Raw genomic sequence first — 25349 nt, forward strand, 5'->3', positions numbered from 1 at the left:
TCCTGTGTTTCAACTCTAGGGTTTATGGGTTGGGTTTCCACCCTTCGGCTCTGCGCCGTTAAACCTGTTATCGTCTGGTCCCCCACAACCTTTAGATTTTTTTTCTCCTCCTGCCGTTATTTTTTTAGCGGCGGAAATACTCTTTACCGCTGCCGCTATTCCCGCCATTAAAAAAAACAAATTAATCGTAAACTTTGTGTTTTCCAGGCCGATAATCCCGGTATTCATTATATGCGTCGATACATTAAGGAAAAAATATGGCAAGTATTTCAACGCTGGGAGTCGGGTCTGGCCTGGATCTGAGCAATATTCTGGACAGCCTGGAAGCTGCGCAAAAAGCGACCTTAAAACCTATCTCTACCCAACAGACTTCCTATACCGCAAAGCTCAGCGCTTACGGCACCTTAAAAAGCGCGCTGGAAACCTTCCAGACTGCGAATAGCGCACTGAATAAAGCTGACTTATTTTCTGCGACGTCCACAAGCAGCAGCTCTACGGCATTCAGCGCAACGACAACCGGCAATGCCGTTGCCGGGAAATATACGATTAGCGTTACCCAGCTGGCCCAGGCGCAAACGCTGACGACCAAAAATTCTCAGCCGGACAGCAAAACGGCGATTGCCACCGGCGACAGCGTGCTGACCATCCAGCAGGGCGGCGATAAAAAGCCCGTCAAGATTGATATCAGCGCCGCTAACTCTTCCCTGGCTGGCATCCGCGACGCGATCAACAATGCCAAAGCGGGCGTCAGCGCCAGCATTATCAACGTCGGCGGCGGCCAGTACCGCCTGTCCGTGACCTCTGACGATACCGGCAGCGACAACGCCATGAGCCTCAGCGTCAGCGGCGACAGCGCCCTGCAATCCTTTATGGGCTACAGCGGCACCAGCACCGACGCCGGTAACGGTATGGAAGAGAGCGTTACCGCGCAGAACGCCGAGCTGACCGTTAACAACATTAAAATTACCAACAGCAGCAACACCATCAGCGATGCACTGGAAGACATCACCCTTAACCTGAAGGATGTCACCACCGGCAACCAGACGCTGACCATCACTAAAGATACGTCGAAAGCGGAAACCGCCGTTAAGGCCTGGGTCGACGCTTATAACGCGCTGCAGGATACCTTCGGCACCCTAACCAAATACACGGCGGTGGACACCGGCGCGGACGCCCAGGACACCAGCAACGGCGCCCTGCTGGGCGACAGCACCCTACGCACCATCCAGACGCAGCTGAAAGGCCTGCTGACCAATACGCAAAGCAGCTCTTCTTTTAAAACGCTGGCGCAAATTGGCATCACCACGGACCCGGACACCGGCAATCTGGAGCTGGATAACAGCAAGCTGGAGACGGCGCTGAAAAAAGATGCTTCCGGCGTTAAAGACATGATCGTCGGCGATGGCAAAACCTCCGGCATTACCACCACCATCGGCAGCAACCTGACGAGCTGGCTGTCCAGCACCGGGATTATCCAGGCCGCCAAAGACGGCGTCAGCAAGACGCTGAACAACCTGACCGATCAGTACAACAAGGCCAGCGACCGCATCGACACCGAAATGGCCCGCTATAAAGCGCAGTTTACCCAGCTGGACGTGCTGATGAACTCGCTTAACTCCACCAGCAGCTATCTGACCCAGCAGTTTGAGTCAACCAGCAGCAGTAAAAGTTAATTAACCCAGGAGAAGACATGTACGGCGCAAGAGGTACTCAGGCCTACGCAAAAATGGAAGTCGAAAGCGCGGTGATGAGCGCAAGCCAGCAGCAGCTGGTCACCATGCTGTTTGACGGTGCGCTCAACGCCTTAGTGCGCGCGCGGCTGTTTTTGCAGGACGGCAACCTGGAGGGCAAAGGCCTGTCGCTCTCCAAAGCAATTAACATCATCGATAACGGCCTGAAGGTCGGCATCGATGAAACAAGCGGCGATGAGCTGACGCAGAATCTGCTCGCGCTTTATGCCTATATGGTACGACGTATTTTTCAGGCCAACCTGCACAATGATATCGGCGCGATCGAAGAGGTCGAAAACCTGCTGAGAAACATTGCCGATGCCTGGAAAGAAGTTCAGTCGCCTAACCGGATCCAGGACGTCGTCTAATGAACCATGCACCGCAACTGTATACCCTCTATCAGCAGCTGTTAGAGCAAAGTAAGGTGATGCTGCACAACGCCCGGGCGGGCTTGTGGGACGATCTGATCGCCAGTGAAATGGATTACGTTAAGGCGGTGCATGAACTGACTCAATCCATGCGCGATCTTAAGATCTCCACGCAAACGCAGGAACAGCTTCGCCCCGTGCTTCGCGCCATTCTCGACAATGAAAGCGAGGTGAAGCGCCTCCTGCAGGCCCGCATGGATGAGCTGGCCAGGCTGGTGGGGCAATCCTCAATTCAGCAGTCTGTGCTGTCCGCCTACGGCAAACAGGGCGGGCAGATTCTGGCGCCAAGAGACAGCCAGGACGTTCCCTCCTGAGCCCTGAGGTGCGGTAAAGCCGCCACTTTTTCGCACCGGGCAAATTCAGATAAATCAGCCATAATTGTGATCCCTGCCTCATGGAGCTCGACTATGCGCAACCCGACCTTATTGCAATGTTTCCACTGGTACTATCCCGGCGGCGGTGAGCTGTGGCGTGAAGTTGAAGCGCTGGCCCCCAATCTGAATGAAATTGGTATCAATATGATCTGGCTGCCCCCGGCCTATAAAGGCAGCTCGGGCGGCTTCTCCGTGGGTTATGACGTCTACGATCTGTTTGACCTGGGGGAATTCGACCAAAAAGGCAGCGTTGCGACAAAATATGGTGATAAGGCTCAGCTGCTGGCCGCTCTCAAAGCGCTGAAAGAGAATGACGTTGGCGTACTGCTGGACGTGGTAGTTAACCACAAAATGGGCGCAGACGAAAAAGAGAAGGTTCGCGTTAACCGCGTCAACCAGGATAACCGCAACGAAATCTCTGATGAAGTGATTGAATGCGAGGCCTGGACCCGCTACACCTTCCCCGCCCGCGCCGGAAAATATTCCGAGTTTATTTGGGACTACAAATGCTTCAGCGGCGTGGACCATATCGAAAACCCAACCGAAGACGGCATCTTTAAAATTATCAACGACTATACCGGGGACGGCTGGAACGACCAGGTGGACGACGAGCTGGGCAACTTCGATTACCTGATGGGCGAAAATATCGATTTCCGCAACAAGGCGGTGACCGAAGAGATCAAATACTGGGCTCGCTGGGTGATGGAGCAGACCGGCTGTAGCGGCTTCCGTCTTGATGCCGTGAAGCACATTCCGGCCTGGTTCTACAAAGAGTGGATCGAACACGTTCAGGAAGTGGCGGAGCAACCGCTGTTTATCGTGGCGGAATATTGGTCCCACGAGGTCGACAAGCTGCAGGAATACATTGCCCAGGTGGAGGGCAAAACTCTGCTGTTCGACGCGCCTCTACAGATGAAATTCCACCAGGCTTCCAAAGAGGGCCGCAACTACGACATGAGCCAGATATTTACCGGCACTTTAGTGGAAGCGGACCCGTTCCACGCTATGACGCTGGTCACGAATCACGACACCCAGCCGCTGCAGGCGCTTGAGGCACCGGTAGAGCCATGGTTTAAACCGCTGGCCTACGCGCTGATTCTGCTACGCGAAAACGGCGTTCCCTCCGTGTTTTATGCGGACCTGTTCGGGGCAAGCTACGACGACGAAGGGGGCGACGGCGAAACCTATCATATCGACATGCCGGTTATTGAGCAGCTCTCCGACCTGATCCACGCCCGCGAACTTTACGCCCACGGCGTACAGACGCTCTATTTCGACCATCCTAACTGCATTGCCTTCAGCCGCAGCGGCACGGAAGAGATGCCGGGCTGCGTCGTGGTGCTGTCCAACGGCGACGAAGGCGAGAAAACCATTGCGCTGGGGGATAACTACGGCAATAAAGACTGGCGCGATTATCTGGGCAATCGTGAAGAGACGGTCACGACGGATGAGAACGGTAGCGCCACTTTTACCTGTAACGGCGGCAGCGTCAGCGTATGGGTGATGGAGGATGTGCTGTAACTAAAGCCTCGGCGGGTGGCCGCCTTGCCGGGTCAATCGTAGGGTGGATAAGCGCATGCGCCATCCACCACTTAAATCATTTAACCTCAGGTGTCTGTGGATGCTTGTCCAGATAATCCGCGCACTCCTGCGTCAGGCGGTCAACGCGTTTTAACGTCATTCCCGCATACTCCAGGCGATCGCCTTCACGTTCGATATTATAGATTTCACGCTTCGACGTGACGTTATACAGCGTGTCGGAACGCAGCGTCAGCTTACCCGGCACGGCAATCACCCGCTGCCACTGGCGGCAGTCCAGCGTGTCGCCTTCCGGGGTGACGATCAGCGAGGCGATAGCCTCCGGGCTGACCATCTCACTTTGCGGCCCTTCCGACTGCCAGTATCCCGCATACCCTGCCGGGGCCGGCGTTTTCACAACTTCACGATAATCATCAACCTGCACGCAACCACTGAGGGCGAGCAGCGCTACAAAAATGGCAACCTTCTTCATCGTCTGTCCTGAGCGCGGAGAAAAAAGAATTTTGGCATTAAAGCCCTTTGCCCGCCAGCATTTATCTCCGCCCGACGACTATACCTGCATATTGATTATTGTAGTAGAGCGCAAAATCAGGACACCGGAATAATGTGTTTCCACTATGCTTCATCCAGGCACAGCGATCACCCATTGTTTGTATGAGGGCGGTACACGTTGTAATAACCTTTTACCCACTACTTTATGCCGCGTATCGCATGGACAGCTTATTCAAACACGAGCGAATATTTTTTCTTTCCACTTTCTTATTGTTTTTTTTAATACCATCTTATAAATTAAAGAATAAAAACCGTAATCTTTTATTTTATTTGGAATACAATAATACCGTTCAAGATCTATTCTATCTTTTGCTCGTCGCTGTGAGGTACAGCGCTTACCGGAAAGATCAATAATTCTGATCTCGTCCTCGACCACAATAAAATTACCTTTGTGTGGAGCACCTGATATCATACCATGTTGATGTAAACCTGCTATTGCTGTATCAATTTTTATCTTAAGGGTGCTGTCGATGATGTTGACATCTGACAACTCTACGCCTTCAATATATTCAATAAGCATAATATAATGATGCGCAAATCTTAACGTTTTTTTCTCAGCCAGCAGATAAAAATCATTAACTGAATAAAATCCCTCGTCCCTTACTCGCTCAGTTTGAATAAAAAGGTTTTCATAATAATCACCTTTAATCATAGATTTAGCAAACCTTTCAATTTTTTTTGCCTTTGGTGAAAAAAATTTTAGAACAAACCTCCCATACTTTGTAGAAATAAGCATAACTTTTGTATCTTCAACACTACGAAACACTTTTAATACTGATATGTTATAGTTAAATACATCGTTGAGTATTTCAATATATCGTTCATCAGAATTTTTAGTTAGAACAGAATAATTATTGACATTCAATGAGTAAGCCATGTTTTTACCAAAAATAACGAACCAGAATAATGAACCTTGAGCGTAAAGCGGCACACAACATTTTCAACCTACCGAGCATTGTGTTAAACGTTGCTCAACAAAAGCAGGGATAAACTGTGAGCACACTGGGGTTGACTGGCGCTGCAGCTCACTTGCGTTATCAGGGATAATGTTGCTGGCACAAAGCGTGTCACGATAAACGTCTTCGAGTGATGCCTTCCACCAAACAGCGTTTGCGTTGTCCGGTGCAGAGTTGAAGACGATATAGCCAATCAATCTAAACTGGGCATAATATACCTGTATCATAAATTAGATTGTTAATTTCATCATTTCCACCCCCTCACCAAGCGAACAATCGCGGCGATAAAACACGCCATCGCAAACTCTTCTACTACCATGGCTGATGTCCATGGCAGGTAAAAAGGTATCCTTTAACAGACTACTAATAAAATTAACCAGCCAGGCGATTTTTTATATATGACGTAGACAAATAAACCATTTCCTTGTTCTGCTTGATGCTTATTCAGCCATAGATAAAAAATAAAGCAATCCAGAACAGAAGTAATTCAAATCTTTGATACGGAATGTAAAAAAACAAATCATTCTATTATCTTCATCATATCGTGACAAAAAACACTAATTACTTAATTACTTAATTACTTAATTACTTAATAGATTTTTAGCAAAGATGTTGTGGGGAATATTACCTATCCGTAAACCACAGAGAGGTCTGCGTGGGATTAATCGCCCACGACCTCCAAATGATTTTATCTACCAATAAGCTCCGGAGCTTGTGTGACTCTATGCGGTTTATCTTGCGAAGACATGCTCTGAGCAACACTCTTGTTTTTTTACCAACGCTACATCATGGTATCAACCCGAGTGACGGGCAGATAAAAATCGCCCTCAATGGCCAGCGGCTCACGATTAAAATCATCGTTCACGTTAAGTAGATGTACCACGCAAAAGCACTGTGATAACGATACTTATCAACTTGTTTAACGCGCTACACCTGCATATTCATCACTTCTGAATAAGCGGAAACCAGCTTGTTGCGCACCTGAATGCCCATCTGCATGGAAACGGAAGATTTTTGCAGATCGACCATCACATCGTTGAGCGCCACGCCCGGCGTGCCCAGCGCAAATTTTTCCGCCTGGGTTCTTGCCGCCGCCTGCGTATCGCTGATGCGCCCTAGCGCGGCCTGTAACTCCCCGGCGAAGCTCACCTTGGGCTCATAGCTCTGCACCTGATTGCCCGCGGAAAGCGCGGTTGCCTGCAGCTGCTGAATAACGCCTTCAATCCCCTGAATTGCCATTTTTCTGCCCCAGTTTTGTTGAACGCGGCAAGATTACCATCTTGTCAATAGGACAAAGGCGTTAAATAGACGTAAAAAACAGAGCTAATTCAGCCATCGAAATTTCCCGAAAAGAAAATAATGACCTCGCCATCTATCTGGAACTTTTGTCGTGTTTGTCGACCCGGGAGCTCGTTTTGTCCACTCTTTATACGAATTTTTCTCTCTTCGCTAAGCCGCGAGGTACGCAATGACCGCTGCGGCACAGACACAAACACCTCCCGGTAAAGCTCAGGAGTGGATCGCGCGGCTGCGTGAAAACCCTAAGATCCCATTAATCGTCGCGGGTGCGGCCGCCATCGCGATTATCGTGGCCCTGGCGCTGTGGGCAAAACAGCCTGACTACAAAGTGTTGTACAGCAACCTGGCCGACCAGGACGGCGGTGCGATTGTCACCCAGTTGACCCAGATGAATATCCCCTATCGCTTCTCCGACAACGGCAGCGCGATAGAAGTCCCGGCGGACAAAGTGTACGACCTACGTCTGCGTCTGGCCCAGCAGGGGCTGCCAAAAGGCGGCGCGGTGGGCTTTGAGCTGCTGGATCAGGAAAAATTCGGCATCAGCCAGTTCAGCGAGCAGGTTAACTACCAGCGCGCGCTGGAGGGGGAGCTTGCCCGCACCATCGAGACGCTCGGCCCGGTGAAAAACGCCCGCGTTCACCTCGCCATGCCGAAGCCTTCTTTATTCGTCCGTGAACAGAAAGCCCCCTCCGCCTCCGTTACCCTGAGCCTGCAGCCCGGCCGCGCCCTTGATGAAGGGCAAATTAGCGCCGTGGTCCACATGGTCTCCAGCGCCGTGGCGGGTCTGCCGCCGGGTAACGTGACGCTTGTGGATCAGGGCGGCCACCTGCTGACCCAATCCAACACCGCCGGGCGTGACCTCAACGACGCGCAGCTGAAATACGCCGCCGACGTTGAAAACCGCTACCAGCGCCGCATTGAATCCATCCTCGGGCCAATTGTCGGCAGCGGCAACGTTCACGCTCAGGTCACCGCACAGATCGACTTCTCTAACAAAGAGCAGACCGAAGAGCAGTACCGCCCGAACAGCGACCCGAGCCAGACGGCGGTGCGCTCACGCCAGCTGAACCAAAGCGAGCAGGTCAATGGCCGTGCGCCTGGCGGCGTGCCCGGCGCGCTCTCCAACCAGCCTGCCCCACCGAACAACGCTCCTATCACTGCGCCTGCGCAGCAGAATCAGGCTAACGGACAGCAGGCGGCAAACGGCGGGCAGGCTCCGACAACCTCTACCTCCGGGCAAAGCGGATCCAGCAACACCCAGCGCGACGAAACCACCAACTACGAAGTTGATCGCACCATCCGCCATACAAAACTGAACACCGGCGATATTGAACGCCTGTCGGTTGCGGTGGTGGTGAACTATCGCCAGCTAAAAGACGGCAAGCCGCTGCCGATGACCAACGACCAGATCAAACAGATTGAAGATCTGACGCGCGAAGCGATGGGGTATTCGCAGAAGCGTGGCGATACGCTCAACGTGGTGAACTCACCGTTCACCGCAAGCGATGAGACCGGTGGCGAACTGCCGTTCTGGCAGCAGCAGGCCTTCTTCGACCTGCTGATGTCCGCAGGCCGCTGGTTAATCGTACTGATTGTCGCCTGGCTACTGTGGCGCAAAGGCATCCGTCCGCAGCTGCAGCGTAAGGCAGAGCGGCAGAAAGCGCAGATCGAAGCCCTGAAGCAGCGTGAGGAAGAAGAAGATGCCGTCTCCGTTCGCCTGAGTAAAGACGAACAGCAGATGCAGCGTAAAGCCAACCAGCGCCTGAGCGCCGAAGTGATGAGCCAGCGTATCCGCGACATGTCCGATAACGATCCGCGCGTCGTTGCGCTGGTTATCCGCCAATGGATGAGTACCGAACTATGAGTATTACCGGCACCGAAAAGAGCGCCATTCTGCTGATGACAATTGGTGAAGACCGCGCCGCCGAGGTGTTCAAGCACCTCAGCCCGCGTGAAGTGCAGCACGTCAGCGCGGCGATGGCCAACATCCGCCAGATTTCCAACAAACAGCTAACCGACGTGCTGGCAGAGTTTGAGCAGGAGGCGGAACAGTTTGCCGCCCTCTCCGTCAACGCCAACGACTACCTGCGTTCGGTGCTGGTCAAAGCGCTGGGCGAGGAGCGCGCCTCCAGCCTGCTGGAGGATATTCTCGAAACCCGCGAAACCACCTCGGGCATGGAGACGCTCAACTTTATGGAGCCGCAGAGCGCGGCGGACCTGATTCGCGACGAGCATCCGCAGATCATCGCCACGATTCTGGTGCACCTCAAGCGCGGCCAGGCGGCGGATATTCTGGCGCTGTTCGACGAGCGCCTGCGCAACGATGTCATGCTGCGTATCGCCACCTTCGGCGGCGTGCAGCCTGCGGCGCTGGCGGAGCTGACCGAAGTGCTCAACAACCTGCTCGACGGCCAGAACCTCAAGCGCAGCAAAATGGGCGGCGTGAGAACGGCGGCGGAAATCATCAACCTGATGAAAACCCAGCAGGAGGAAGCGGTTATTACCGCAGTGCGCGACTTCGACGGCGAACTGGCGCAGAAAATCATCGACGAGATGTTCCTGTTCGAAAATCTGGTGGAAGTGGACGACCGCAGCATCCAGCGCCTGCTGCAGGAAGTGGAGTCCGAATCCCTGCTGGTTGCCCTGAAGGGTGCCGAACAGCCGCTGCGCGAGAAATTCCTGCGCAACATGTCCCAGCGCGCGGCGGACATTCTGCGCGACGACCTCTCCAACCGTGGCCCGGTACGCCTGTCGCAGGTGGAGAACGAACAGAAGGCGATCCTGCTTATCGTGCGCCGCCTGGCGGAAACCGGCGAGATGGTGATTGGCACCAGCGAGGACACCTATGTCTGATTCGCTGCCGTGGAAAACCTGGCTGCCGGACGATCTGGCGCCCCCTGCCACCCCGGAATTTGAACGCATAACTCTGCCGGATGGTGAACAGGCGGACGAGGCGCAGCAGGAGAGCGAGCCGGATTTACAGCATGCGCTGGCCATGATGCAGGCGCAGGCTCGTGAACAGGGCCACCAGGCCGGTTTCAGCGACGGTCGCCAGGCCGGGATTGAAGAAGGCCGCAAAGCGGGTTTTCAGCAGGGGCTGGAGCAGGGCATGGCGGAGGCCAGACAGCAGCAGGCTCCGGTTCACGCCCGCATGCAGCAGCTGGTCAGCGAATTCCAGTACACGCTGGATGCGCTGGACAGCGTTATCGCCTCACGCCTGATGCAGATGGCGCTGGAGGCGGCTCGCCAGGTGATTGGCCACACGCAGGGCGTTGATAACTCAGCGCTGATTAAACAGATCCAGGGCCTGCTGCAGCAGGAGCCTATTTTCAGCGGCAAGCCGCAGCTGCGCGTCCACCCGGACGACCTGCAGCGCGTCGAAGAGATGCTTGGCGCGACGTTAAGCCTGCACGGCTGGCGGCTACGCGGGGATCCGAGCCTGCATCAGGGCGGCTGTAAAGTCTCCGCTGACGAAGGCGATCTCGACGCCAGCGTGGCAACGCGCTGGCAGGAACTTTGCCGCCTCGCCGCGCCGGGTGTGCTGTGATGACCGCCCGGCTTACTCGCTGGCTCAACACGTTGGATAGTTTTGAGGAGCGCATGTCCCAGCTCCCCTCCGTGCGCCGCTACGGGCGACTGACCCGTGCAACCGGGCTGGTACTCGAAGCCACAGGGTTACAGCTACCCCTCGGGGCGACCTGCATCATCGAGCAGCACAGCCGCGAAGTTGAGGCCGAAGTCGTCGGATTTAACGGCGACAAGCTTTTCCTGATGCCGCTGGAAGACGTGGAAGGCATTTTGCCCGGCGCGCGCGTTTACGCCCGATCCACAAGCGTTAGCGGCCTGCACAGCGGCAAACAGCTGCCGCTTGGTCCCGCGCTGCTGGGACGAGTGCTCGACGGCAGCGGACGTCCGCTCGACAGCCTGCCCGCACCGGAAACGACCACCCTGGGCGCGCTCGGCGCCGCACCGTTTAACCCGCTCCAGCGTACCCCAATCGAAGACGTACTGGACGTCGGCGTTCGCCCGATCAACGCCCTGCTCACCGTCGGACGCGGCCAGCGTATGGGCCTGTTTGCGGGCTCCGGCGTCGGTAAGAGCGTGCTGCTGGGGATGATGGCGCGCTACACCAAGGCCGACGTTATCGTCGTCGGGCTGATTGGCGAGCGCGGGCGCGAAGTAAAAGACTTTATCGAAAACATTCTTGGCCCGGAGGGCCGCGCCCGCTCGGTAGTGATTGCTGCCCCTGCGGACGTTTCCCCGCTGCTGCGTATGCAGGGCGCGGCGTATGCCACCCGCATCGCCGAAGACTTCCGCGACCGGGGTCAGCACGTGCTGCTGATTATGGACTCCCTCACCCGCTACGCCATGGCGCAGCGTGAGATTGCGCTGGCCATCGGCGAGCCGCCGGCCACCAAAGGGTATCCGCCTTCGGTCTTTGCGAAACTGCCCGCGCTGGTCGAGCGCGCCGGGAACGGCATCCACGGCGGAGGCTCAATTACCGCGTTCTATACGGTTCTGACCGAAGGGGATGACCAGCAGGATCCCATTGCCGACTCCGCGCGCGCGATCCTCGACGGCCACATCGTGCTTTCGCGCCGTCTTGCCGAGGCCGGGCACTATCCGGCTATAGATATCGAAGCTTCGATAAGCCGCGCCATGACCGCGCTTATCAGCGATGAGCACTACGCAAGAGTCAGGCAGTTCAAGCAGTTGTTATCCAGCTTCCAGCGCAACCGGGATCTCGTGAGCGTTGGGGCATACGCCAAAGGCAGCGACCCGATGCTCGATAAAGCTATCGTGCTGTGGCCACAGCTGGAAGCCTTTTTACAACAGGGAATTTTCGAACGCAGCGGGTGGGACGACGCCTGCACGGCGCTCGATCTTATCTTCCCGACGGTGTGATGAGAGATAACCATGAACCAGAATACGGCGCTGGACACCCTGCGCGAGCTTGCGGAAAAAGACGTTGAAAACGCGGCGGTACGGTTAGGCGAAATGCGCAGGGGATTTCAGCAGGCGGAAGAGCAGCTCAACATGCTGATTGGCTACCAGTTTGAGTACCGCAACAGCCTGAACGACAGCATGAGCCAGGGCATTGCCAGCACGCGCTGGCAGAACTACCAGCAGTTTATCCAGACGCTGGAGAAGGCCATCGACCAGCATCGCCAGCAGCTGACGCAGTGGACCAGCAAGGTCGAGCAGGCGCTGAACTTCTGGCAGGAAAAGCAGAAGCGCCTGCAGGCCTGGCAGACGCTGCGGGATCGCAGAGCGGCGGAGAGGCTGCTGGCGGAAAATAAGCTCGATCAGAAACTGATGGATGAATACGCCCAGCGGGCAACGATGAGGAAAAGCCAATGATCAAACTGCCCCTGGTGACCCCCGCCGCCGATACCGACGCGGGCCTGACGACTGCGGCCTTCGGTAAAAGCAGCAAAGAAACGAAAGGTATAAGCGACGATTTCCTGAGCCTGTTCGGTAAAGCCCTGCCGGGCCAGCTGACGCTGGAAGACGGCGAGACGCTCTCTTTAAGCGCCGCGCTGAAGAAAGTGACCGGCAAAGACGCCGCAGCCGATGATTCAGGGGCGGTTAAAACGCCCCTTGCCGATCTGCTGCACGAGCTGGATGCAGGCCAGCCCGAAGCGCTCACCGCCCTGCTGGCAAACTCCGGCAATGTTATCGCCCAGGACAAAACAACCAAGTCGGATACCGCCGCTGACGGCAGTCATAAATTAAGTCCGGCGGACATGCAGGCCCTGAGCGCGCTGTTCGCCATGCTGCCACAGCAGAATCCGGCTGCGCCCGCGACAGCATTAGTAGCGGCCAGTGCCGGAAAGAATAACGATGAAACCTCAGCGCTGAGCGCCCTGCTGGGCGGCAGCTCCGCGCAGGCCAAAACCACGCCTGGTAAAGCCGAAGAAAGCATGACCGCGCCGGGCGGGACAGAAGAAAACAAGTTTGCGGTTAAAACGCCTGCGCCGGCCCCCCAACAGGCTGTCCATGATACTGCCCTGCCTGCTGCCACCGCCGATAAAGAGAGCCGGGACAGCGCCATCAGTAATAACGCCGCTCCAACCGTAAACGCCACGCCTGCGCTAAGCAGTGCCACCGTCAGCACGCCGGTAAGCACGCAAATCGCCACGCCGGTTGCGCCGCAGATTAGCGCCCAGCTTGGCAGCCAGGAGTGGCAGCAGGCGATTAGCCAGCAGGTGACCCTGTTTACCCGCCAGGGCCAGCAGAGCGCCGAGCTGCGCCTGCATCCTGAGGACCTGGGGCAGATCCAGATCACCCTGAAGCTCGATGACAACCAGGCGCAGCTGCAGATGGCTTCACCGCACGGCCACGTGCGCGCGGCGCTGGAAGCCACGCTGCCGACCTTACGCACGGCGCTGGCGGAAAGCGGCATCCAGCTCGGCCAGAGCAGCATCAGCGGCGGCGGCGAGAACTTCGCCCAGCAACAGCAGCAGTCGGGCCAGCAGCAGGCTTCACGGCGTTCAGCGGGCAGCTTCCCAGGCCCAGTCGGCGAGGCGGAATCCGCTGCGGTTCCAGCCAGCATTCAGCGCATGGCCAGCGGCAATAACGCCGTCGATATTTTTGCCTGAGCGGCGTGACTTAACTCAAACGTCCGAGGTAGCAGCAATTATCCCGTGTTTTCCAGGCTTTGATGCCGTGGACGGCGCGGGATAATCAGTCCATAAGCAGTACCGATACAGGAATAACGTGGGATATGACCGACACCGCACAGACCAAAGGCCGCAGGCGCTCCATCTGGATGCCGTTACTGGTCCTGATAACTCTTGCCGCCTGTGCCACCGCAGGCTACAGCTACTGGCGAATGCAGCAGCACCCGACCACGGCGCAGGCAGACAAGCCCGAGCCGCCGCCTGCGCCAGTCTTTTTCGCCCTTGATACTTTCACCGTTAACCTGGGCGATGCGGACCGCGTGCTGTATATCGGCATTACGCTGCGCCTGAAAGATGATGCCACCCGTCAGCGCCTGAGCGAATTCCTGCCGGAAGTGCGCAGCCGCCTGCTACTGCTGTTTTCCCGTCAGGACGCCTCTGCCCTTGCGACCGATGAAGGCAAGCAGAAGCTGGTCGAAGCCATTAAGAATACGCTGGCGCCGCCTCTGGTTGCTGGTCAGCCTCAACAGGCGGTCAGCGACGTGCTGTATACCGCCTTTATTTTGCGGTAGGACCATGGGCGACAGCATTCTTTCACAGGCCGAAATTGACGCGCTGCTTAACGGCGATGCCGACAGCAGCGATGAACCAAAGGCCGGGGCGGCGAGTGAAACCAACATCCGCCCCTACGACCCGAATACCCAGCGTCGCGTGGTGCGTGAGCGCCTGCAGGCGCTGGAGATCATCAACGAGCGCTTTGCGCGTCAGTTCCGCATGGGGCTGTTCAACCTGCTGCGTCGCAGCCCGGACATCACCGTCGGGGCGATTCGCATCCAGCCTTATCACGAGTTTGCGCGTAACCTGCCGGTACCGACCAACCTCAACCTGATGCATCTAAAACCGCTGCGCGGCACCGGTCTGTTCGTGTTTTCCCCAAGCCTGGTGTTTATCGCCGTGGACAACCTGTTCGGCGGCGACGGGCGCTTCCCGACGAAAGTCGAAGGCCGCGAGTTCACCCATACCGAACAGCGCGTGATTAACCGCATGCTGAAGCTGGCACTGGAAGCCTACAGCGACGCGTGGAAAGCCATCTACCCGCTGGAAGTGGAGTACGTGCGCTCCGAAATGCAGGTGAAGTTCACCAATATCACCACCTCGCCTAACGACATCGTGGTGAATACGCCGTTCCACGTCGAGATCGGCAACCTGACCGGCGAATTCAACATCTGCCTGCCGTTCAGCATGATCGAACCGCTGCGCGAGCTGCTGGTGAATCCGCCGCTGGAGAACTCCCGCCAGGAAGACCAGAGCTGGCGCGACACGCTGGTGCGCCAGGTGCAGCATTCCGAGCTGGAGCTGGTGGCGAACTTCGCCGATATTCCGCTGCGTCTCTCGCAGATCTTAAAACTAAAACCTGGCGACGTGCTGCCCGTCGACAAGCCGGATCGCATTCTGGCTCACGTTGACGGCGTACCGGTGCTGACCAGTCAATACGGCACGCTCAACGGCCAGTACGCCCTGCGCGTCGAACACTTGATCAACCCGATACTGAATTCGCTGAATGAGGAACAGCCCAAATGAGTGATATTAACGACCCGTCCAAAGACGATGCAGGCTCCGTGGACGATCTGTGGGCTGACGCGCTGAACGAACAGAAAGTCTCCAGCAAAAGTAACGCCGACAACGTCTTCCGTGCGCTGGAAGGCAACGACATTGCCGGAGCCATGCAGGATATCGATCTGATCATGGATATCCCGGTCAAGCTGACCGTCGAGCTTGGCCGCACCCGTATGACCATCAAAGAGCTGCTGCGCCTCTCCCAGGGCTCCGTCGTCGCCCTTGACGGCCTGGCCGGTGAGCCGCTGGATATCCTGATCAACGGCTATCTGATTGCCCAGGGTGAAGTGGTGGTTGTTGCTGATAAATACGGCGTTCGCATCACCGATATCATCACGCCGTCGGAACGCATGCGTCGTCTGAGCCGTTAAACCCATGAAGACCCAGACTGCTGTACAGCAGCCCGCGGTTGGTGCCGGCTCGCCGCTCGTCCAGGTGAGCGGTGCATTAACGGCCATCATACTGTTTATCCTGCTGGCGGCGTGGCTCGTCAAACGCTTTGGTTTTGGCGGCAAGTCAGGCTCCCGAAAGGGGCTGAATATCAGCGCGAGCGCAAGCGTAGGCCCGCGCGAACGCGTGGTGATTATCGACGTGGAGGACGCTCGCCTGGTGCTGGGCGTCACGGCTTCACAGATAACCCATCTGCACACGTTGCCACCTGCGGTGGTCAGTAGCGATCCAGCCCCTGCCGGACAGGCTGAATTCCAGAATCTGATGAAAAATTTGCTAAAGCGTAACGGGAAAGCCTGATGAAACGTTTTTTGTCCTTCTCGTTAATGGGTTTTCTGATAAGCCTGCTGTTTGTCACGCCTCAGGCACTGGCCCAGCTGCCGGGGCTGGTTAGCCAGCCGATGGCCAACGGCGGCCAGAGCTGGTCGCTGCCGGTGCAGACGCTGGTTTTTATTACCTCGCTGACCTTCCTGCCCGCCATTCTGCTGATGATGACCAGCTTCACGCGCATCATCATCGTCTTTGGCCTGCTGCGCAACGCGCTCGGTACGCCCTCCGCGCCGCCGAACCAGGTGCTGCTGGGCCTGGCGCTGTTCCTGACCTTCTTTATCATGTCGCCGGTGTTTGACAAGATTTACACCGACGCTTATCAGCCGTTCAGCGAAAACAAGATCGAGATGCCGGAAGCCATCGAAAAAGGCGCCCAGCCGCTGCGCGAGTTTATGCTGCGCCAGACGCGTGAGGCGGACCTTGCGCTGTTTGCTCGCCTGGCCAATACCCCGCCGCTGGACGGCCCTGAGGTGGTGCCGATGCGTATCCTGCTGCCCGCCTACGTGACGAGCGAGCTGAAAACAGCTTTCCAGATTGGCTTTACGGTATTTATTCCGTTCCTGATTATCGATCTGGTGGTCGCCAGCGTGCTGATGGCGCTGGGGATGATGATGGTGCCCCCCGCCACGATTGCCCTGCCCTTCAAGCTGATGCTGTTCGTGCTGGTGGACGGCTGGCAGCTGCTGGTCGGCTCCCTTGCGCAAAGCTTTTACAGTTGAGGTAAGCGATGACCCCTGAATCGGTCATGATGATGGGCACCGAGGCGATGAAAGTTGCCCTGGCGCTCGCCGCGCCGCTGCTGCTGGTGGCCCTGGTAACGGGGCTGATTATTTCCATGCTGCAGGCCGCTACGCAAATTAACGAAATGACCCTGTCGTTTATTCCGAAGATCCTCGCGGTATTCGTGACGATGGTGGTCGCCGGGCCCTGGATGCTCAACCTGCTGCTCGACTATATGCGCACCCTGCTGACTAATCTGCCGACGATGATTGGATGATCCACGTTGACAGCACGCAGTGGCTGAATTTGCTGAGCATGGGCTTCTGGCCCTTTCTGCGGATTATGGCGCTTATCAGCACCGCGCCTATCTTCAGCGAGCGGGCGATTTCCAAAAAGGTCAAAATCGGCCTCGGGCTGATGATCACCTGGATTGTCGCCCCGACGCTTCCCGCCTCCGGCGTGACCATTTTCTCCGTCGCCGGCTTCTGGCTTGCGGCACAGCAGATCCTGATTGGCATCCTGATCGGCTTTACGATGCAGTTTGCCTTCGCGGCCATTCGCATGGCGGGTGAGATTATTGGCCTGCAGATGGGCCTGTCGTTTGCCACCTTCTTCGATCCTGCCAGCCGCCTGAATATGCCCGTGCTGGCGCGGCTGATGGATATGCTGGTGATGCTGCTGTTCCTGACGTTTAACGGCCACCTGTGGCTGATCTCTATTCTGGTGGACACCTTCCACACCCTGCCGATTGGCGGCGATCCGATCAACAGCAACGTGTTTATGGCGCTAAGCCGGGCGGGCGGCCTGATTTTTCTCAACGGCCTGATGCTGGCGCTGCCGCTGATTACCCTCCTGCTGACCCTGAACCTGGCGCTCGGGCTGTTAAACCGCATGGCTCCCCAGCTTTCGGTATTTGTCATTGGCTTCCCGGTCACGCTGTCGATTGGCATGCTGGTGATGGCGGCATTAATGCCGCTGATTGCTCCCTTCGCCGAACATTTATTTAGCGAGATATTTGACTTGCTTGCCGATATCGTGAGCGAAATACCCGCCGGCTAATCCACACTCTTCTTAATGCCTCTCTGAGGATAATCCTAAAAATAAAACTGAATAACATCTACCAGGATATCCCTGACGCGGGATATATGTTTTTATCGCTCTCACATATCGTAACATTCACATTAATTTGAGAATTGTCTTAGCAAATTATACATAACTTTACGGGATAGTAATCCCGCCAAAAATTACTTTCGAATCATCACCTCTGGGCGAAAATTCTTAAGCATTCAGGCAGGGTGATTTAGCAGCGGACGATCCGACCGATCGCGATAAAGAAAATACACTTAGTGAGGGTTTGCTATGTCAACGATAATTATGGACTTATGCAGTTATACCCGGCTGGGGCTCACCGGTTATCTTGCCAGCCGGGGTATCAGAAAGCGGCAGATAACCGACGTGCAGAGCGTCGATGAGCTCGATGAAGCCTGCCGGACCCTGACGCCCAACGTGGTGTTTATTAATGAAGACTGCTTTATACACGACCCGCAAAGCAGCCTGCGCATTAAGCAGATCATCAATCAGCATCCCGGCACGCTGTTCCTCGTGTTTATGGCTATCGCCAATATCCATTTTGATGAATATCTGCTGGTGAGAAACAACCTGTTAATCAGTTCCAAATCTATTAAGCCAGAATCGCTGGACGAAATACTCGAAGAATACTTAGCCAAGAATGCGCAGTGCACCGGACATATTAATATACCGACCCTTTCTTTAAGCCGCACCGAATCGAGTATGTTAAAAATGTGGATGTCCGGACAGGGAACGATACAAATATCCGATCAGATGAACATTAAGGCAAAAACGGTTTCATCCCACAAAGGCAATATCAAGCGCAAAATTAAAACGCATAATAAGCAGGTGATATATCATGTTGTCCGCCTGACGGATAACGTAACCAACGGAATATTTGTTAATCTTCGTTAATTATTAGACCGGCCTCTGCCCTACGCCTTCAAAAATATCAGCATCCGGCATAATGGCTAAACGACGAGCCAGTTAGCGGGTTAAACCGAAAAGGCGGATGGCACAGGCTTATCCGCCCCACGAGCAACCGTCTTTACTCCTGCTGCTCGACAAAAATCCCGTCAGGATGACCCGTCTCATTAAAGAACCAGATCCCCAGCGGATAATCCTCCAGCGAGACCAGATACATGGTGCCCTCACTGAACTCCTCTACCGCTAACACAACGCCCGGACGGCGCGGCCCCCCATCGGTCTTCACTGTCACTCGGTCATTGATATGCATAACAAAAAGCCTCCTGATTCTTTGTGCCCAGTGTAGATCAAAAACGACTCATTCGCATGACAGAACGCCCGCGGCGAAGCATTTACTTAAGCGTCTATACTTAAGTTTGTTGAGTTGCAGGAGATAAACGCATGAAGACCGCAAAAGAGTACAGCGAAACGGTACACCGTGAGATTGGTATCGATGTCGACGCCCTTCTGGCGGCCATCAACGAAATCAGCGAAAGCGAAGTGAAACGGGCAGGTGATGAGGAAGATCCTCACCGGGTCAGCGTCGATGGCCGGACATGGCATACCTATACCGAGCTTGCGGAGGCCTTTGAATTAGACATTCATGATTTCACCGTCAGTGAGATCAACAGGTAGCGAAAAAGCATCCCGGCCGGGGAGCCGGGATGTAAAAAGCATGAATCATGCAAGAAGCATTTGAAATTCGCTACATCAGGAAATCTGATGGCGACACTCACCTTACTGCAAATTTTTTGTAAAACAAGAATATATTTTCAATGATTATGAATTAGCAAATACAAATTCACCGAACATATGAAGGAAACTCAATGCCACATCTGTCTGATTCGTTACTGATCGCCTCTGACCTTGATGGCACCCTACTGGACCATCACACCTACCGCTGGGAAGCGGCAAGTGGCTGGCTGGGCCTGTTCAAGCAGCGTGGCGTCCCAGTGGTTTTGTGCAGCAGTAAAAGTTCCGCAGAAATGGTTGAGTGGCAAAAGGAGCTGGGGCTGAGCGGACAGCCGTTTATCGCCGAGAACGGCGGCGTCATTCAGCTGCCGGAAACGTGGGACGATCATGAGAGAGCCCCACGAATTTTAGTAGGTGTCCGACACGATGAAATTATCGCTTTGCTTAACAAATTACGCGATCGGTTCACTTTTAAATTTACCTGTTTCGCCGACGTAGACGACAACACTGTTAGCGATCTGACCGGTCAGACCCGTAAACAGGCATCCCTGGCGCGTCTGAGGGAAGCCTCAGAGGCATTTATCTGGCGTGACAGCGAAGAGATGTTTTCTGCGTTCGCAGAGGAGGTGGCCAAACACGGGCTGAAGCTGGTCCAGGGCGGGCGTTTCTGGCACGTGCTGGATAAACAGTGTGATATAGGACAGGCGTTTCGTTGGCTACAGGGTGAATACCAGCAGCGAGACGGTATAAGCTACGCCACTATCGGCCTGGGCGACGGTCCGAACGACGCAACGCTGCTCGATAGCGTCGATTTTGCCGTGGTGGTAAAAGGCTACAGTCGACAGCCTGTCGTTCTACGCAACGATAACCCGCAGCGGGTCTACCACAGCGTTCACTACGGACCGGAAGGCTGGAAAGAAGGGCTGGATCACTTCATCCCCTCCGAAAAATAATCGGTTAATCGTGGGCACATACCTGATTACGACCGGCCTGCTTGGCCTTATACAGACGCTGGTCGGCATAAGACTGAAGACGTTCGAAATCATAGTCACCGTATTCCTGAGCGCTGCTGACCCCAAACGAGGCGCTAATCTTCACCGTTTCACCCAGCTTCAACAGCAGCTCTTTAATGCTGATACGCGCGCGAATGCGTTCAGCCACCAGCGCCGCGTCGTCAATCGTCGCTCCCGGAAGAACAATGCAGAACTCTTCTCCCCCTACTCGCCCTGCTACATCCCCGGCTCGTAGCGCCCCGCTTATGATCGCCGCCGCACGGGCCAGCACTACGTCCCCGGCGTGATGCCCGAAGCGATCGTTGATGTTTTTAAAGAAGTCGAGGTCCATCTGGGTTACGCTGAACGGCAGCAATTGCCGTTCGCACTGCTCTGCGGTCGAGCGGGCGAGATCGAAAAATGCGCCGCGGTTGTACAGGTTGGTCAGCGTGTCGTAGTTCGCCTTCCAGGTAAGCTTCGTTTGCAGCGCGAGCATGTTATGCACCAGCCTGCGGATCACCAGCCAGGAAGCCAGCAGCATCAGGGTAAACAGCGCCCACAGGATGCCAATTACAATGCTGATCCGGCCGAACTCACCCTGCACGCCCTCTTCAAGGGTATGCACCTTCACCAGCACGCCGTCAAAGTTATTCAGCCTGGACCAGGTGACAAAGCGGCTGTCCATACGCAGCTCCCCTTCATCCCCGCGGCTTGCCGCCCCCACTTTTCGGGCAATCTCCGCCTTCTGCGTCGCCGTGAACTGGGCGACGGACGGCGGTTCGTTTGCCGAGCTGGCGATCAGATTAAACTTCTTGTCGTAGAGCAGGATGGTCCCTTCGTCCTCATCGCGACGCGCATCGCTCAAAAACTTATGCATGGATGCAACGGAGAAATCCATCGCCACTACACCGTACCAGCGGGCCTGGCTGTCCAGCGGCACCGCCGCGGTGATGACCTGACCAGTGGCGCTGGCGGGATTAAAAGTGTGTGTCCATTCCAGACTACGGTCCGGGTTATTTTCCGGCGACTGAGCGGTGAAATAAGGCTGCGCGACGAGGCGGTAATAGCGAGAGATAATTTGCGGATCGTCTTTCGGCGGCGTACTGGACAGGTAGAAGCCTGAGCGGGAGGCATAGAAAACGCGGCGCTGTAAATCGTTTTTGCTGTCCGTCAGGCGCATGATGTAACTGAATTCAAGCGCGGCTTCCAGCTCCTGATGAATGGTGCCCGCATCGCGGTCGAGCAGCCTGCTGCTGCTGACAAACTCATCGGACACGCCGCTCAGCGGCAGGCTACGGTTGATATCCAGACGTATCTGCCAGAAAGGCAGGGTCCGTTGCTCTTCGAAGGAGGCCAGCGCTTTGCGCGATTTGTCGGTAGAGATCGGCGACTGCAGCGCATAATACATCGTATTGCGATAAAACAGCAGGTTATCAATATTGTATTGCAGCTGCCTGTCAAGCGCAGTGGCGATGTTGTCCAGGCTGTTGCGCTGGCTTGATACGTAGGCATTTTCCAGCACCACCGCCTCGCGCCAGGTCAGCAGGGTTGAGAAAATCAAAACGAAAATAAAGCAGATGTTGACTACTTTTAATGGCCGTTTGAAACGGCTAATGACACGCTTTAGGGATGATACCGACACTCAACGCTCCCTGATAGAAACCCGATTTGCTACCTGATTTTTCCGCAAGTGCCCTTTGATTTCGTCCCCGGCGCCAGGGCGGGTATTATGCCTGCAAATGCGGGCTTTCTCCCAGGGATCATTCTTAGGGTAATTTCAAATTGAGGATTTCGCCATGGCGACACTGAATCCACATCAGGCGCTGGTCATCTCGCTGCGCGAATGGATAGAAAAGCATCTCGACTGCGGCATCGCGCTGCCGGAGCTGGCAGCGATTTCCGGTTTTTCAGTGTGGTATATGCAAAGCGTTTTTCGCGCCACGACCGGCATTGCCATCGGACGTTACATTAGGGAGCGAAAACTCACCGAGGCGGTTTATAAACTGCGTGAAACTAACCTGCGGGTTCTGGATATCGCCATGGAGTTTGGCTTCAGTTCTCAGTCGCAGTTCACCACGCTGTTCAAGAAATACTACGGGATTACTCCGCAGGCCTGCCGCCAGGATCCACATCTGAAGCTGCGCCTCACTCCCCCGCTGGCGCCCCTTGCTGCCGACGTGGCATAAAAAAATACCCGGTGATTAAACCGGGTATTTTTTTATTTAGCTTTGCTGCTGTGCTCTGGTGGCCGTAGGGGCCAGATCGTCCTCGCGGAAGGCTTCACGTTTGACGCCAAAACCATCATACCAGCGGCACTCAACCATGCCGCTGGAATAGCCGGTAACGATCATCCTTGGGCCACCATTTTTAGGCTGAACTTCATCGCTGACCAAATAGACCATATCTGCCTCCGGTATCAGGGGTGAAAACTTTTACAGGTATAGTCAAAAAGCAGCATTTATGCCCGGCACAAAACGCAAATTTCAGTAAATTCTTAGTGTGCCGCTTTGCCCCGCATGCGGTTTATTCCGTTTACCGCCAGCAGAACGATGCCGCCGACGATAAAGCCGAGCACAAGATTGACCAGCGTCGGGCCAAGCAGATGCACCACGCCGCCGAACTGCTGCGTAAAATTTTCAATCGCATGGTGTAACGCGGGAATGCCGTGCACCAGGATCCCGCCGCCGACGAGGAACATGGCCAGCGTACCGACAACCGACAGGAACTTCATCAGCCAGGGGGCCAGCACCAGCAGCGCTTTGCCGATGCCTTTCGCCAGCGCCGAACTCTTTTCCACCAGCCAGTAGCCCAGATCGTCAAGCTTAACGATCATGCCAACTAAGCCATAAACGCCAACGGTAACCAGAATCGCAATCCCGGACAGCACCAGCACCTGGGTTAGCAGCGGCGCATCAGCGACAATGCCGAGCGTGATGGCGACGATTTCGGCCGAAAGAATAAAGTCGGTGCGAATAGCCCCTTTCACCTTATCGCGCTCATAAACCATCGGATCCTGCTTAGCCACGGCATCCAGACGGGCCTGTTTTTCTTCGGGGGTTTCTTTGTGCTTGCGCGCCTGCAGGCTATGGACAACCTTCTCCACCCCTTCAAAACACAAAAACGCCCCCCCCACCATCAGTAGCGGCGTAATAGCCCAGGGCGCGAAGGCGCTGATGACTAAAGCCAGCGGCACCAGGATCAGTTTATTGAGAAACGAACCTTTCGCCACGCTCCACACCACCGGCAGCTCGCGGTTTGCCCGCACGCCGGAAACCTGCTGGGCGTTTAGCGATAAATCATCTCCCAGTACGCCAGCCGTTTTCTTTGCCGCCAGCTTGCCCATTAAAGAGATATCGTCCAGCAGCGTGGCGATATCATCGAGAAGCGTTAGTAAGCTACTTCCAGCCAAAATCATCTTCCTTTTTTGTAAGTGACGTCAACAGTATGGAGCAAAACCCGGGCGACGAAAAATCGAAGCGCACTGTCAATGAAAATTAACAGTTCAATAACAAGTAAAAGTCTCGCCAGGCGGATAGTTTAGGCGTTAACTATTAGCCTTCTGTCTATCGTATCGTGAGGAAATATGCGTGTTCGTTCCGGACAGCTGTTACCGCTGGTAGCCGCGCTTTTTGCGCTGTATATCATCTGGGGTTCAACCTATTTTGCCATCGCCATCGGTGTGAAAAGCTGGCCGCCGTTTATGATGGCTGGCGTGCGCTTTATGAGCGCCGGAGTTCTGCTGCTGGCGGTTCTGCTGCTGCGCGGCCATAAACTCCCGCCCCTCCGGCCTGTGCTTAACGCCGCGTTAATTGGCGTTCTGCTGCTGGCCGTGGGCAACGGCTTTGTGACCGTTGCAGAACATCAGCACGTGCCTTCCGGCATCGCGGCCGTAATGGTGGCAACGGTGCCGCTGTTTACCCTGTGTTTCAGCCGCCTGTTTGGCATTCCCACGCGCAAGCTGGAGTGGCTGGGCATCGCCATAGGCCTGGCGGGTATTGTCCTGCTGAACAGCGGCGGCAACCTGAGCGGCAACCCTGGCGGGGCGCTGTTGATTCTGGTTGGCTCTGTGAGCTGGGCATTCGGCTCAGTTTACGGCTCGCGTATTGAGCTACCTAAGGGGCTGATGGCGGGCGCCATTGAGATGCTGGCAGCGGGCATTGTCCTGCTGGGCGCGGCAGCCCTGACGGGGGAAAGGTTGACGGTGATGCCAACGGCAGCGGGCTTTATGGCCGTTGGATATCTGGCCCTGTTCGGCTCGATTATCGCCATCAGTGCTTATATGTACCTGATTCGAAACGTGGCGCCAGCGGTCGCTACCAGCTACGCCTACGTTAATCCTGTGGTGGCGGTTTTACTGGGCACCGGCTTCGCAGGGGAAAGTTTGTCGCCGGTCGAATGGCTGGCGTTAGGCGTAATTATCTTTGCGGTAGTGCTGGTGACGCTGGGGAAATATCTGCTGCCCCCAAAGCCGGTAATGACCGCGTGTGAGGTAGATAAGTAATGCGTTCACGGGCGGCGCTGGCTGCCCGTTACACCTCGCGCTCGCGAATACCTGCGGTATTAATCTCCGCATAGCGCCCGCCGCCGCAAATCCACTCTTCAAGCCTTTCCCTCAGCGATTCGTCGCTGAGCTTTTCCCGGCCCCGCAGCGCGCATTCCCAGACTATCAGCACGCGCCACTCTTCGCTAAGCAGGCGATGAATATCACGCTTGTCACGCGCAACGTTCTTGCCGATCTTCTCCAGCCAGAAGTCGGTGCGCGTCGCGGGCACCCTGAAGAGATAACAGTCGTGATGATGCCAGAAGCAGCCGTGGGTAAAGATAATGCAGCGGTACGCTTCGACAACAAAATCAGGCCGCCCGGCAAGCGCCGCGTCCTGCACCCGGAAAGCAAACCCGCAGTCGTTCAGAAGCAACGCTACGCGCTTTTCAATGGCCGTATCCCGCGTTGCAATAGCGCGCATATTTTTGCTGCGCACTTCTTTGCTGTGAACATCAGCCATTGTTTACCT

At 55.5% G+C, this 25349-nt stretch carries 31 protein-coding genes; 22 read left to right on the forward strand and 9 right to left on the reverse strand.

Annotated elements, in window-relative coordinates; all coding sequences use genetic code 11:
* Window positions 1-15: 15 nt before the first annotated feature.
* A complete protein-coding gene (locus ACA108_13915) occupies window positions 16-228 on the reverse strand; it encodes a hypothetical protein (GenBank protein ID XEX94479.1) in 213 nt (70 codons plus the stop codon).
* A 29-nt stretch (window positions 229-257) separates the two neighbouring features.
* Here ACA108_13915 and fliD point away from each other — a divergent pair, with 29 nt between their 5' ends.
* From fliD to amyA, 4 genes are all read left to right on the forward strand, one after another.
* Window positions 258-1673: a flagellar filament capping protein FliD gene (fliD, locus tag ACA108_13920; protein ID XEX94480.1), complete on the forward strand. Its 1416-nt coding sequence runs from the start codon at window positions 258-260 to the stop codon at window positions 1671-1673.
* Window positions 1674-1690: 17 nt separating this feature from the next.
* The gene (gene fliS, locus ACA108_13925) at window positions 1691-2098 is read left to right on the forward strand and encodes a flagellar export chaperone FliS (GenBank protein ID XEX94481.1); all 408 of its coding nucleotides are present in this window, start codon (window positions 1691-1693) and stop codon (window positions 2096-2098) included.
* Window positions 2098-2472 (forward strand): flagella biosynthesis regulatory protein FliT, encoded by a 375-nt coding sequence (fliT, locus tag ACA108_13930; protein ID XEX94482.1) that lies wholly within the window; start codon window positions 2098-2100, stop codon window positions 2470-2472. The genes fliS and fliT overlap by 1 nt, the downstream gene beginning before the upstream one ends.
* Window positions 2473-2565: 93 nt before the next feature.
* Entirely contained in the window at window positions 2566-4053 is a 1488-nt protein-coding gene (amyA, locus tag ACA108_13935; protein XEX94483.1) for an alpha-amylase, read from the forward strand.
* Between the two features lie 76 nt (window positions 4054-4129).
* Here the strand turns inward: amyA and yedD are convergent, their stop codons facing one another.
* The 3 genes from yedD to fliE all read right to left on the reverse strand — a co-directional run bounded on the left by yedD (window position 4130) and on the right by fliE (window position 6818).
* The gene (gene yedD / locus ACA108_13940) at window positions 4130-4543 is read right to left on the reverse strand and encodes a lipoprotein YedD (GenBank protein XEX94484.1); all 414 of its coding nucleotides are present in this window, start codon (window positions 4541-4543) and stop codon (window positions 4130-4132) included.
* 252 nt (window positions 4544-4795) lie between these two features.
* Window positions 4796-5500: a lipopolysaccharide core heptose(II) kinase RfaY gene (gene rfaY, locus ACA108_13945; GenBank protein ID XEX94485.1), complete on the reverse strand. Its 705-nt coding sequence runs from the start codon at window positions 5498-5500 to the stop codon at window positions 4796-4798.
* Window positions 5501-6506: 1006 nt separating this feature from the next.
* Complete coding sequence (fliE, locus tag ACA108_13950; GenBank protein ID XEX94486.1) at window positions 6507-6818, reverse strand: flagellar hook-basal body complex protein FliE; 312 nt, start codon at window positions 6816-6818, stop codon at window positions 6507-6509.
* Window positions 6819-7047: 229 nt separating this feature from the next.
* Here fliE and fliF point away from each other — a divergent pair, with 229 nt between their 5' ends.
* The 14 genes from fliF to rcsA all read left to right on the forward strand — a co-directional run bounded on the left by fliF (window position 7048) and on the right by rcsA (window position 18601).
* Window positions 7048-8742 carry a flagellar basal-body MS-ring/collar protein FliF gene (gene fliF, locus ACA108_13955; protein XEX94487.1) on the forward strand — a complete coding sequence of 565 codons (1695 nt, stop codon included), beginning with the start codon at window positions 7048-7050 and terminating at the stop codon, window positions 8740-8742.
* A complete protein-coding gene (gene fliG, locus ACA108_13960) occupies window positions 8739-9731 on the forward strand; it encodes a flagellar motor switch protein FliG (GenBank protein ID XEX94488.1) in 993 nt (330 codons plus the stop codon). Before fliF ends, fliG begins: the two co-directional genes overlap by 4 nt.
* Window positions 9724-10425: a flagellar assembly protein FliH gene (gene fliH / locus ACA108_13965; GenBank protein ID XEX94489.1), complete on the forward strand. Its 702-nt coding sequence runs from the start codon at window positions 9724-9726 to the stop codon at window positions 10423-10425. The genes fliG and fliH overlap by 8 nt, the downstream gene beginning before the upstream one ends.
* Window positions 10425-11783 (forward strand): flagellar protein export ATPase FliI, encoded by a 1359-nt coding sequence (fliI, locus tag ACA108_13970; GenBank protein ID XEX94490.1) that lies wholly within the window; start codon window positions 10425-10427, stop codon window positions 11781-11783. Before fliH ends, fliI begins: the two co-directional genes overlap by 1 nt.
* 12 nt (window positions 11784-11795) lie before the next feature.
* The gene (fliJ, locus tag ACA108_13975; protein ID XEX94491.1) at window positions 11796-12239 is read left to right on the forward strand and encodes a flagellar export protein FliJ; all 444 of its coding nucleotides are present in this window, start codon (window positions 11796-11798) and stop codon (window positions 12237-12239) included.
* A complete protein-coding gene (locus ACA108_13980; protein XEX94492.1) occupies window positions 12236-13480 on the forward strand; it encodes a flagellar hook-length control protein FliK in 1245 nt (414 codons plus the stop codon). Before fliJ ends, ACA108_13980 begins: the two co-directional genes overlap by 4 nt.
* Before the next feature lie 125 nt (window positions 13481-13605).
* Complete coding sequence (fliL, locus tag ACA108_13985; protein ID XEX94493.1) at window positions 13606-14073, forward strand: flagellar basal body-associated protein FliL; 468 nt, start codon at window positions 13606-13608, stop codon at window positions 14071-14073.
* Between the two features lie 4 nt (window positions 14074-14077).
* Entirely contained in the window at window positions 14078-15082 is a 1005-nt protein-coding gene (gene fliM / locus ACA108_13990; GenBank protein XEX94494.1) for a flagellar motor switch protein FliM, read from the forward strand.
* Window positions 15079-15489: a flagellar motor switch protein FliN gene (fliN, locus tag ACA108_13995; protein ID XEX94495.1), complete on the forward strand. Its 411-nt coding sequence runs from the start codon at window positions 15079-15081 to the stop codon at window positions 15487-15489. Before fliM ends, fliN begins: the two co-directional genes overlap by 4 nt.
* 4 nt (window positions 15490-15493) lie before the next feature.
* The gene (gene fliO, locus ACA108_14000; GenBank protein ID XEX94496.1) at window positions 15494-15868 is read left to right on the forward strand and encodes a flagellar biosynthetic protein FliO; all 375 of its coding nucleotides are present in this window, start codon (window positions 15494-15496) and stop codon (window positions 15866-15868) included.
* Window positions 15868-16617 carry a flagellar type III secretion system pore protein FliP gene (fliP, locus tag ACA108_14005; protein ID XEX94497.1) on the forward strand — a complete coding sequence of 250 codons (750 nt, stop codon included), beginning with the start codon at window positions 15868-15870 and terminating at the stop codon, window positions 16615-16617. The genes fliO and fliP overlap by 1 nt, the downstream gene beginning before the upstream one ends.
* 8 nt (window positions 16618-16625) lie before the next feature.
* A complete protein-coding gene (gene fliQ, locus ACA108_14010) occupies window positions 16626-16895 on the forward strand; it encodes a flagellar biosynthesis protein FliQ (GenBank protein ID XEX94498.1) in 270 nt (89 codons plus the stop codon).
* The gene (fliR, locus tag ACA108_14015; GenBank protein ID XEX94499.1) at window positions 16892-17677 is read left to right on the forward strand and encodes a flagellar biosynthetic protein FliR; all 786 of its coding nucleotides are present in this window, start codon (window positions 16892-16894) and stop codon (window positions 17675-17677) included. Before fliQ ends, fliR begins: the two co-directional genes overlap by 4 nt.
* 300 nt (window positions 17678-17977) lie before the next feature.
* Complete coding sequence (gene rcsA / locus ACA108_14020) at window positions 17978-18601, forward strand: transcriptional regulator RcsA (protein ID XEX94500.1); 624 nt, start codon at window positions 17978-17980, stop codon at window positions 18599-18601.
* Window positions 18602-18734: 133 nt separating this feature from the next.
* Here rcsA and dsrB read toward each other — a convergent pair whose 3' ends face one another.
* The gene (gene dsrB, locus ACA108_14025) at window positions 18735-18923 is read right to left on the reverse strand and encodes a protein DsrB (GenBank protein XEX94501.1); all 189 of its coding nucleotides are present in this window, start codon (window positions 18921-18923) and stop codon (window positions 18735-18737) included.
* 131 nt (window positions 18924-19054) lie between these two features.
* Between dsrB and yodD the strand changes: the two genes are divergently transcribed.
* Window positions 19055-19288: a YodD family peroxide/acid resistance protein gene (gene yodD, locus ACA108_14030; GenBank protein ID XEX94502.1), complete on the forward strand. Its 234-nt coding sequence runs from the start codon at window positions 19055-19057 to the stop codon at window positions 19286-19288.
* Window positions 19289-19479: 191 nt separating this feature from the next.
* Complete coding sequence (locus ACA108_14035; GenBank protein XEX94503.1) at window positions 19480-20298, forward strand: mannosyl-3-phosphoglycerate phosphatase-related protein; 819 nt, start codon at window positions 19480-19482, stop codon at window positions 20296-20298.
* 4 nt (window positions 20299-20302) lie between these two features.
* Here ACA108_14035 and dgcQ read toward each other — a convergent pair whose 3' ends face one another.
* The gene (dgcQ, locus tag ACA108_14040) at window positions 20303-21979 is read right to left on the reverse strand and encodes a cellulose biosynthesis regulator diguanylate cyclase DgcQ (GenBank protein ID XEX94504.1); all 1677 of its coding nucleotides are present in this window, start codon (window positions 21977-21979) and stop codon (window positions 20303-20305) included.
* A 154-nt stretch (window positions 21980-22133) separates the two neighbouring features.
* Between dgcQ and ACA108_14045 the strand changes: the two genes are divergently transcribed.
* Entirely contained in the window at window positions 22134-22523 is a 390-nt protein-coding gene (locus ACA108_14045) for a helix-turn-helix domain-containing protein (protein XEX94505.1), read from the forward strand.
* Window positions 22524-22559: 36 nt separating this feature from the next.
* Here ACA108_14045 and ACA108_14050 read toward each other — a convergent pair whose 3' ends face one another.
* A complete protein-coding gene (locus ACA108_14050; GenBank protein XEX94506.1) occupies window positions 22560-22739 on the reverse strand; it encodes a YodC family protein in 180 nt (59 codons plus the stop codon).
* Window positions 22740-22831: 92 nt separating this feature from the next.
* Entirely contained in the window at window positions 22832-23752 is a 921-nt protein-coding gene (locus ACA108_14055; GenBank protein XEX94507.1) for a DUF808 domain-containing protein, read from the reverse strand.
* A gap of 168 nt (window positions 23753-23920) precedes the next feature.
* On the opposite strand from ACA108_14055, the gene yedA reads away from it, so the two are divergent.
* On the forward strand, window positions 23921-24838 hold the full coding sequence (gene yedA / locus ACA108_14060; GenBank protein ID XEX94508.1) for a drug/metabolite exporter YedA: 918 nt from the start codon (window positions 23921-23923) through the stop codon (window positions 24836-24838).
* A gap of 28 nt (window positions 24839-24866) precedes the next feature.
* On the opposite strand, the gene ACA108_14065 is transcribed toward yedA, so the two are convergent.
* Window positions 24867-25340: a very short patch repair endonuclease gene (locus ACA108_14065; protein XEX94509.1), complete on the reverse strand. Its 474-nt coding sequence runs from the start codon at window positions 25338-25340 to the stop codon at window positions 24867-24869.
* Window positions 25341-25349 lie beyond the last annotated feature (9 nt).

This window comes from Dryocola sp. LX212, from assembly GCA_041504365.1.
Taxonomy (GTDB): Bacteria; Pseudomonadota; Gammaproteobacteria; order Enterobacterales; family Enterobacteriaceae; genus Dryocola.

Bases quoted from the DNA above. Each gene is read 5' to 3' on its own strand.
- ACA108_13915 (XEX94479.1), bottom strand. From the start codon at position 228: ATGAATACCGGGATTATCGGCCTGGAAAACACAAAGTTTACGATTAAT.
- fliD (XEX94480.1), top strand. From the start codon at position 258: ATGGCAAGTATTTCAACGCTGGGAGTCGGGTCTGGCCTGGATCTGAGC.
- fliS (XEX94481.1), top strand. From the start codon at position 1,691: ATGTACGGCGCAAGAGGTACTCAGGCCTACGCAAAAATGGAAGTCGAA.
- fliT (XEX94482.1), top strand. From the start codon at position 2,098: ATGAACCATGCACCGCAACTGTATACCCTCTATCAGCAGCTGTTAGAG.
- amyA (XEX94483.1), top strand. From the start codon at position 2,566: ATGCGCAACCCGACCTTATTGCAATGTTTCCACTGGTACTATCCCGGC.
- yedD (XEX94484.1), bottom strand. From the start codon at position 4,543: ATGAAGAAGGTTGCCATTTTTGTAGCGCTGCTCGCCCTCAGTGGTTGC.
- rfaY (XEX94485.1), bottom strand. From the start codon at position 5,500: ATGGCTTACTCATTGAATGTCAATAATTATTCTGTTCTAACTAAAAAT.
- fliE (XEX94486.1), bottom strand. From the start codon at position 6,818: ATGGCAATTCAGGGGATTGAAGGCGTTATTCAGCAGCTGCAGGCAACC.
- fliF (XEX94487.1), top strand. From the start codon at position 7,048: ATGACCGCTGCGGCACAGACACAAACACCTCCCGGTAAAGCTCAGGAG.
- fliG (XEX94488.1), top strand. From the start codon at position 8,739: ATGAGTATTACCGGCACCGAAAAGAGCGCCATTCTGCTGATGACAATT.
- fliH (XEX94489.1), top strand. From the start codon at position 9,724: ATGTCTGATTCGCTGCCGTGGAAAACCTGGCTGCCGGACGATCTGGCG.
- fliI (XEX94490.1), top strand. From the start codon at position 10,425: ATGACCGCCCGGCTTACTCGCTGGCTCAACACGTTGGATAGTTTTGAG.
- fliJ (XEX94491.1), top strand. From the start codon at position 11,796: ATGAACCAGAATACGGCGCTGGACACCCTGCGCGAGCTTGCGGAAAAA.
- ACA108_13980 (XEX94492.1), top strand. From the start codon at position 12,236: ATGATCAAACTGCCCCTGGTGACCCCCGCCGCCGATACCGACGCGGGC.
- fliL (XEX94493.1), top strand. From the start codon at position 13,606: ATGACCGACACCGCACAGACCAAAGGCCGCAGGCGCTCCATCTGGATG.
- fliM (XEX94494.1), top strand. From the start codon at position 14,078: ATGGGCGACAGCATTCTTTCACAGGCCGAAATTGACGCGCTGCTTAAC.
- fliN (XEX94495.1), top strand. From the start codon at position 15,079: ATGAGTGATATTAACGACCCGTCCAAAGACGATGCAGGCTCCGTGGAC.
- fliO (XEX94496.1), top strand. From the start codon at position 15,494: ATGAAGACCCAGACTGCTGTACAGCAGCCCGCGGTTGGTGCCGGCTCG.
- fliP (XEX94497.1), top strand. From the start codon at position 15,868: ATGAAACGTTTTTTGTCCTTCTCGTTAATGGGTTTTCTGATAAGCCTG.
- fliQ (XEX94498.1), top strand. From the start codon at position 16,626: ATGACCCCTGAATCGGTCATGATGATGGGCACCGAGGCGATGAAAGTT.
- fliR (XEX94499.1), top strand. From the start codon at position 16,892: ATGATCCACGTTGACAGCACGCAGTGGCTGAATTTGCTGAGCATGGGC.
- rcsA (XEX94500.1), top strand. From the start codon at position 17,978: ATGTCAACGATAATTATGGACTTATGCAGTTATACCCGGCTGGGGCTC.
- dsrB (XEX94501.1), bottom strand. From the start codon at position 18,923: ATGCATATCAATGACCGAGTGACAGTGAAGACCGATGGGGGGCCGCGC.
- yodD (XEX94502.1), top strand. From the start codon at position 19,055: ATGAAGACCGCAAAAGAGTACAGCGAAACGGTACACCGTGAGATTGGT.
- ACA108_14035 (XEX94503.1), top strand. From the start codon at position 19,480: ATGCCACATCTGTCTGATTCGTTACTGATCGCCTCTGACCTTGATGGC.
- ACA108_14045 (XEX94505.1), top strand. From the start codon at position 22,134: ATGGCGACACTGAATCCACATCAGGCGCTGGTCATCTCGCTGCGCGAA.
- ACA108_14050 (XEX94506.1), bottom strand. From the start codon at position 22,739: ATGGTCTATTTGGTCAGCGATGAAGTTCAGCCTAAAAATGGTGGCCCA.
- ACA108_14055 (XEX94507.1), bottom strand. From the start codon at position 23,752: ATGATTTTGGCTGGAAGTAGCTTACTAACGCTTCTCGATGATATCGCC.
- yedA (XEX94508.1), top strand. From the start codon at position 23,921: ATGCGTGTTCGTTCCGGACAGCTGTTACCGCTGGTAGCCGCGCTTTTT.
- ACA108_14065 (XEX94509.1), bottom strand. From the start codon at position 25,340: ATGGCTGATGTTCACAGCAAAGAAGTGCGCAGCAAAAATATGCGCGCT.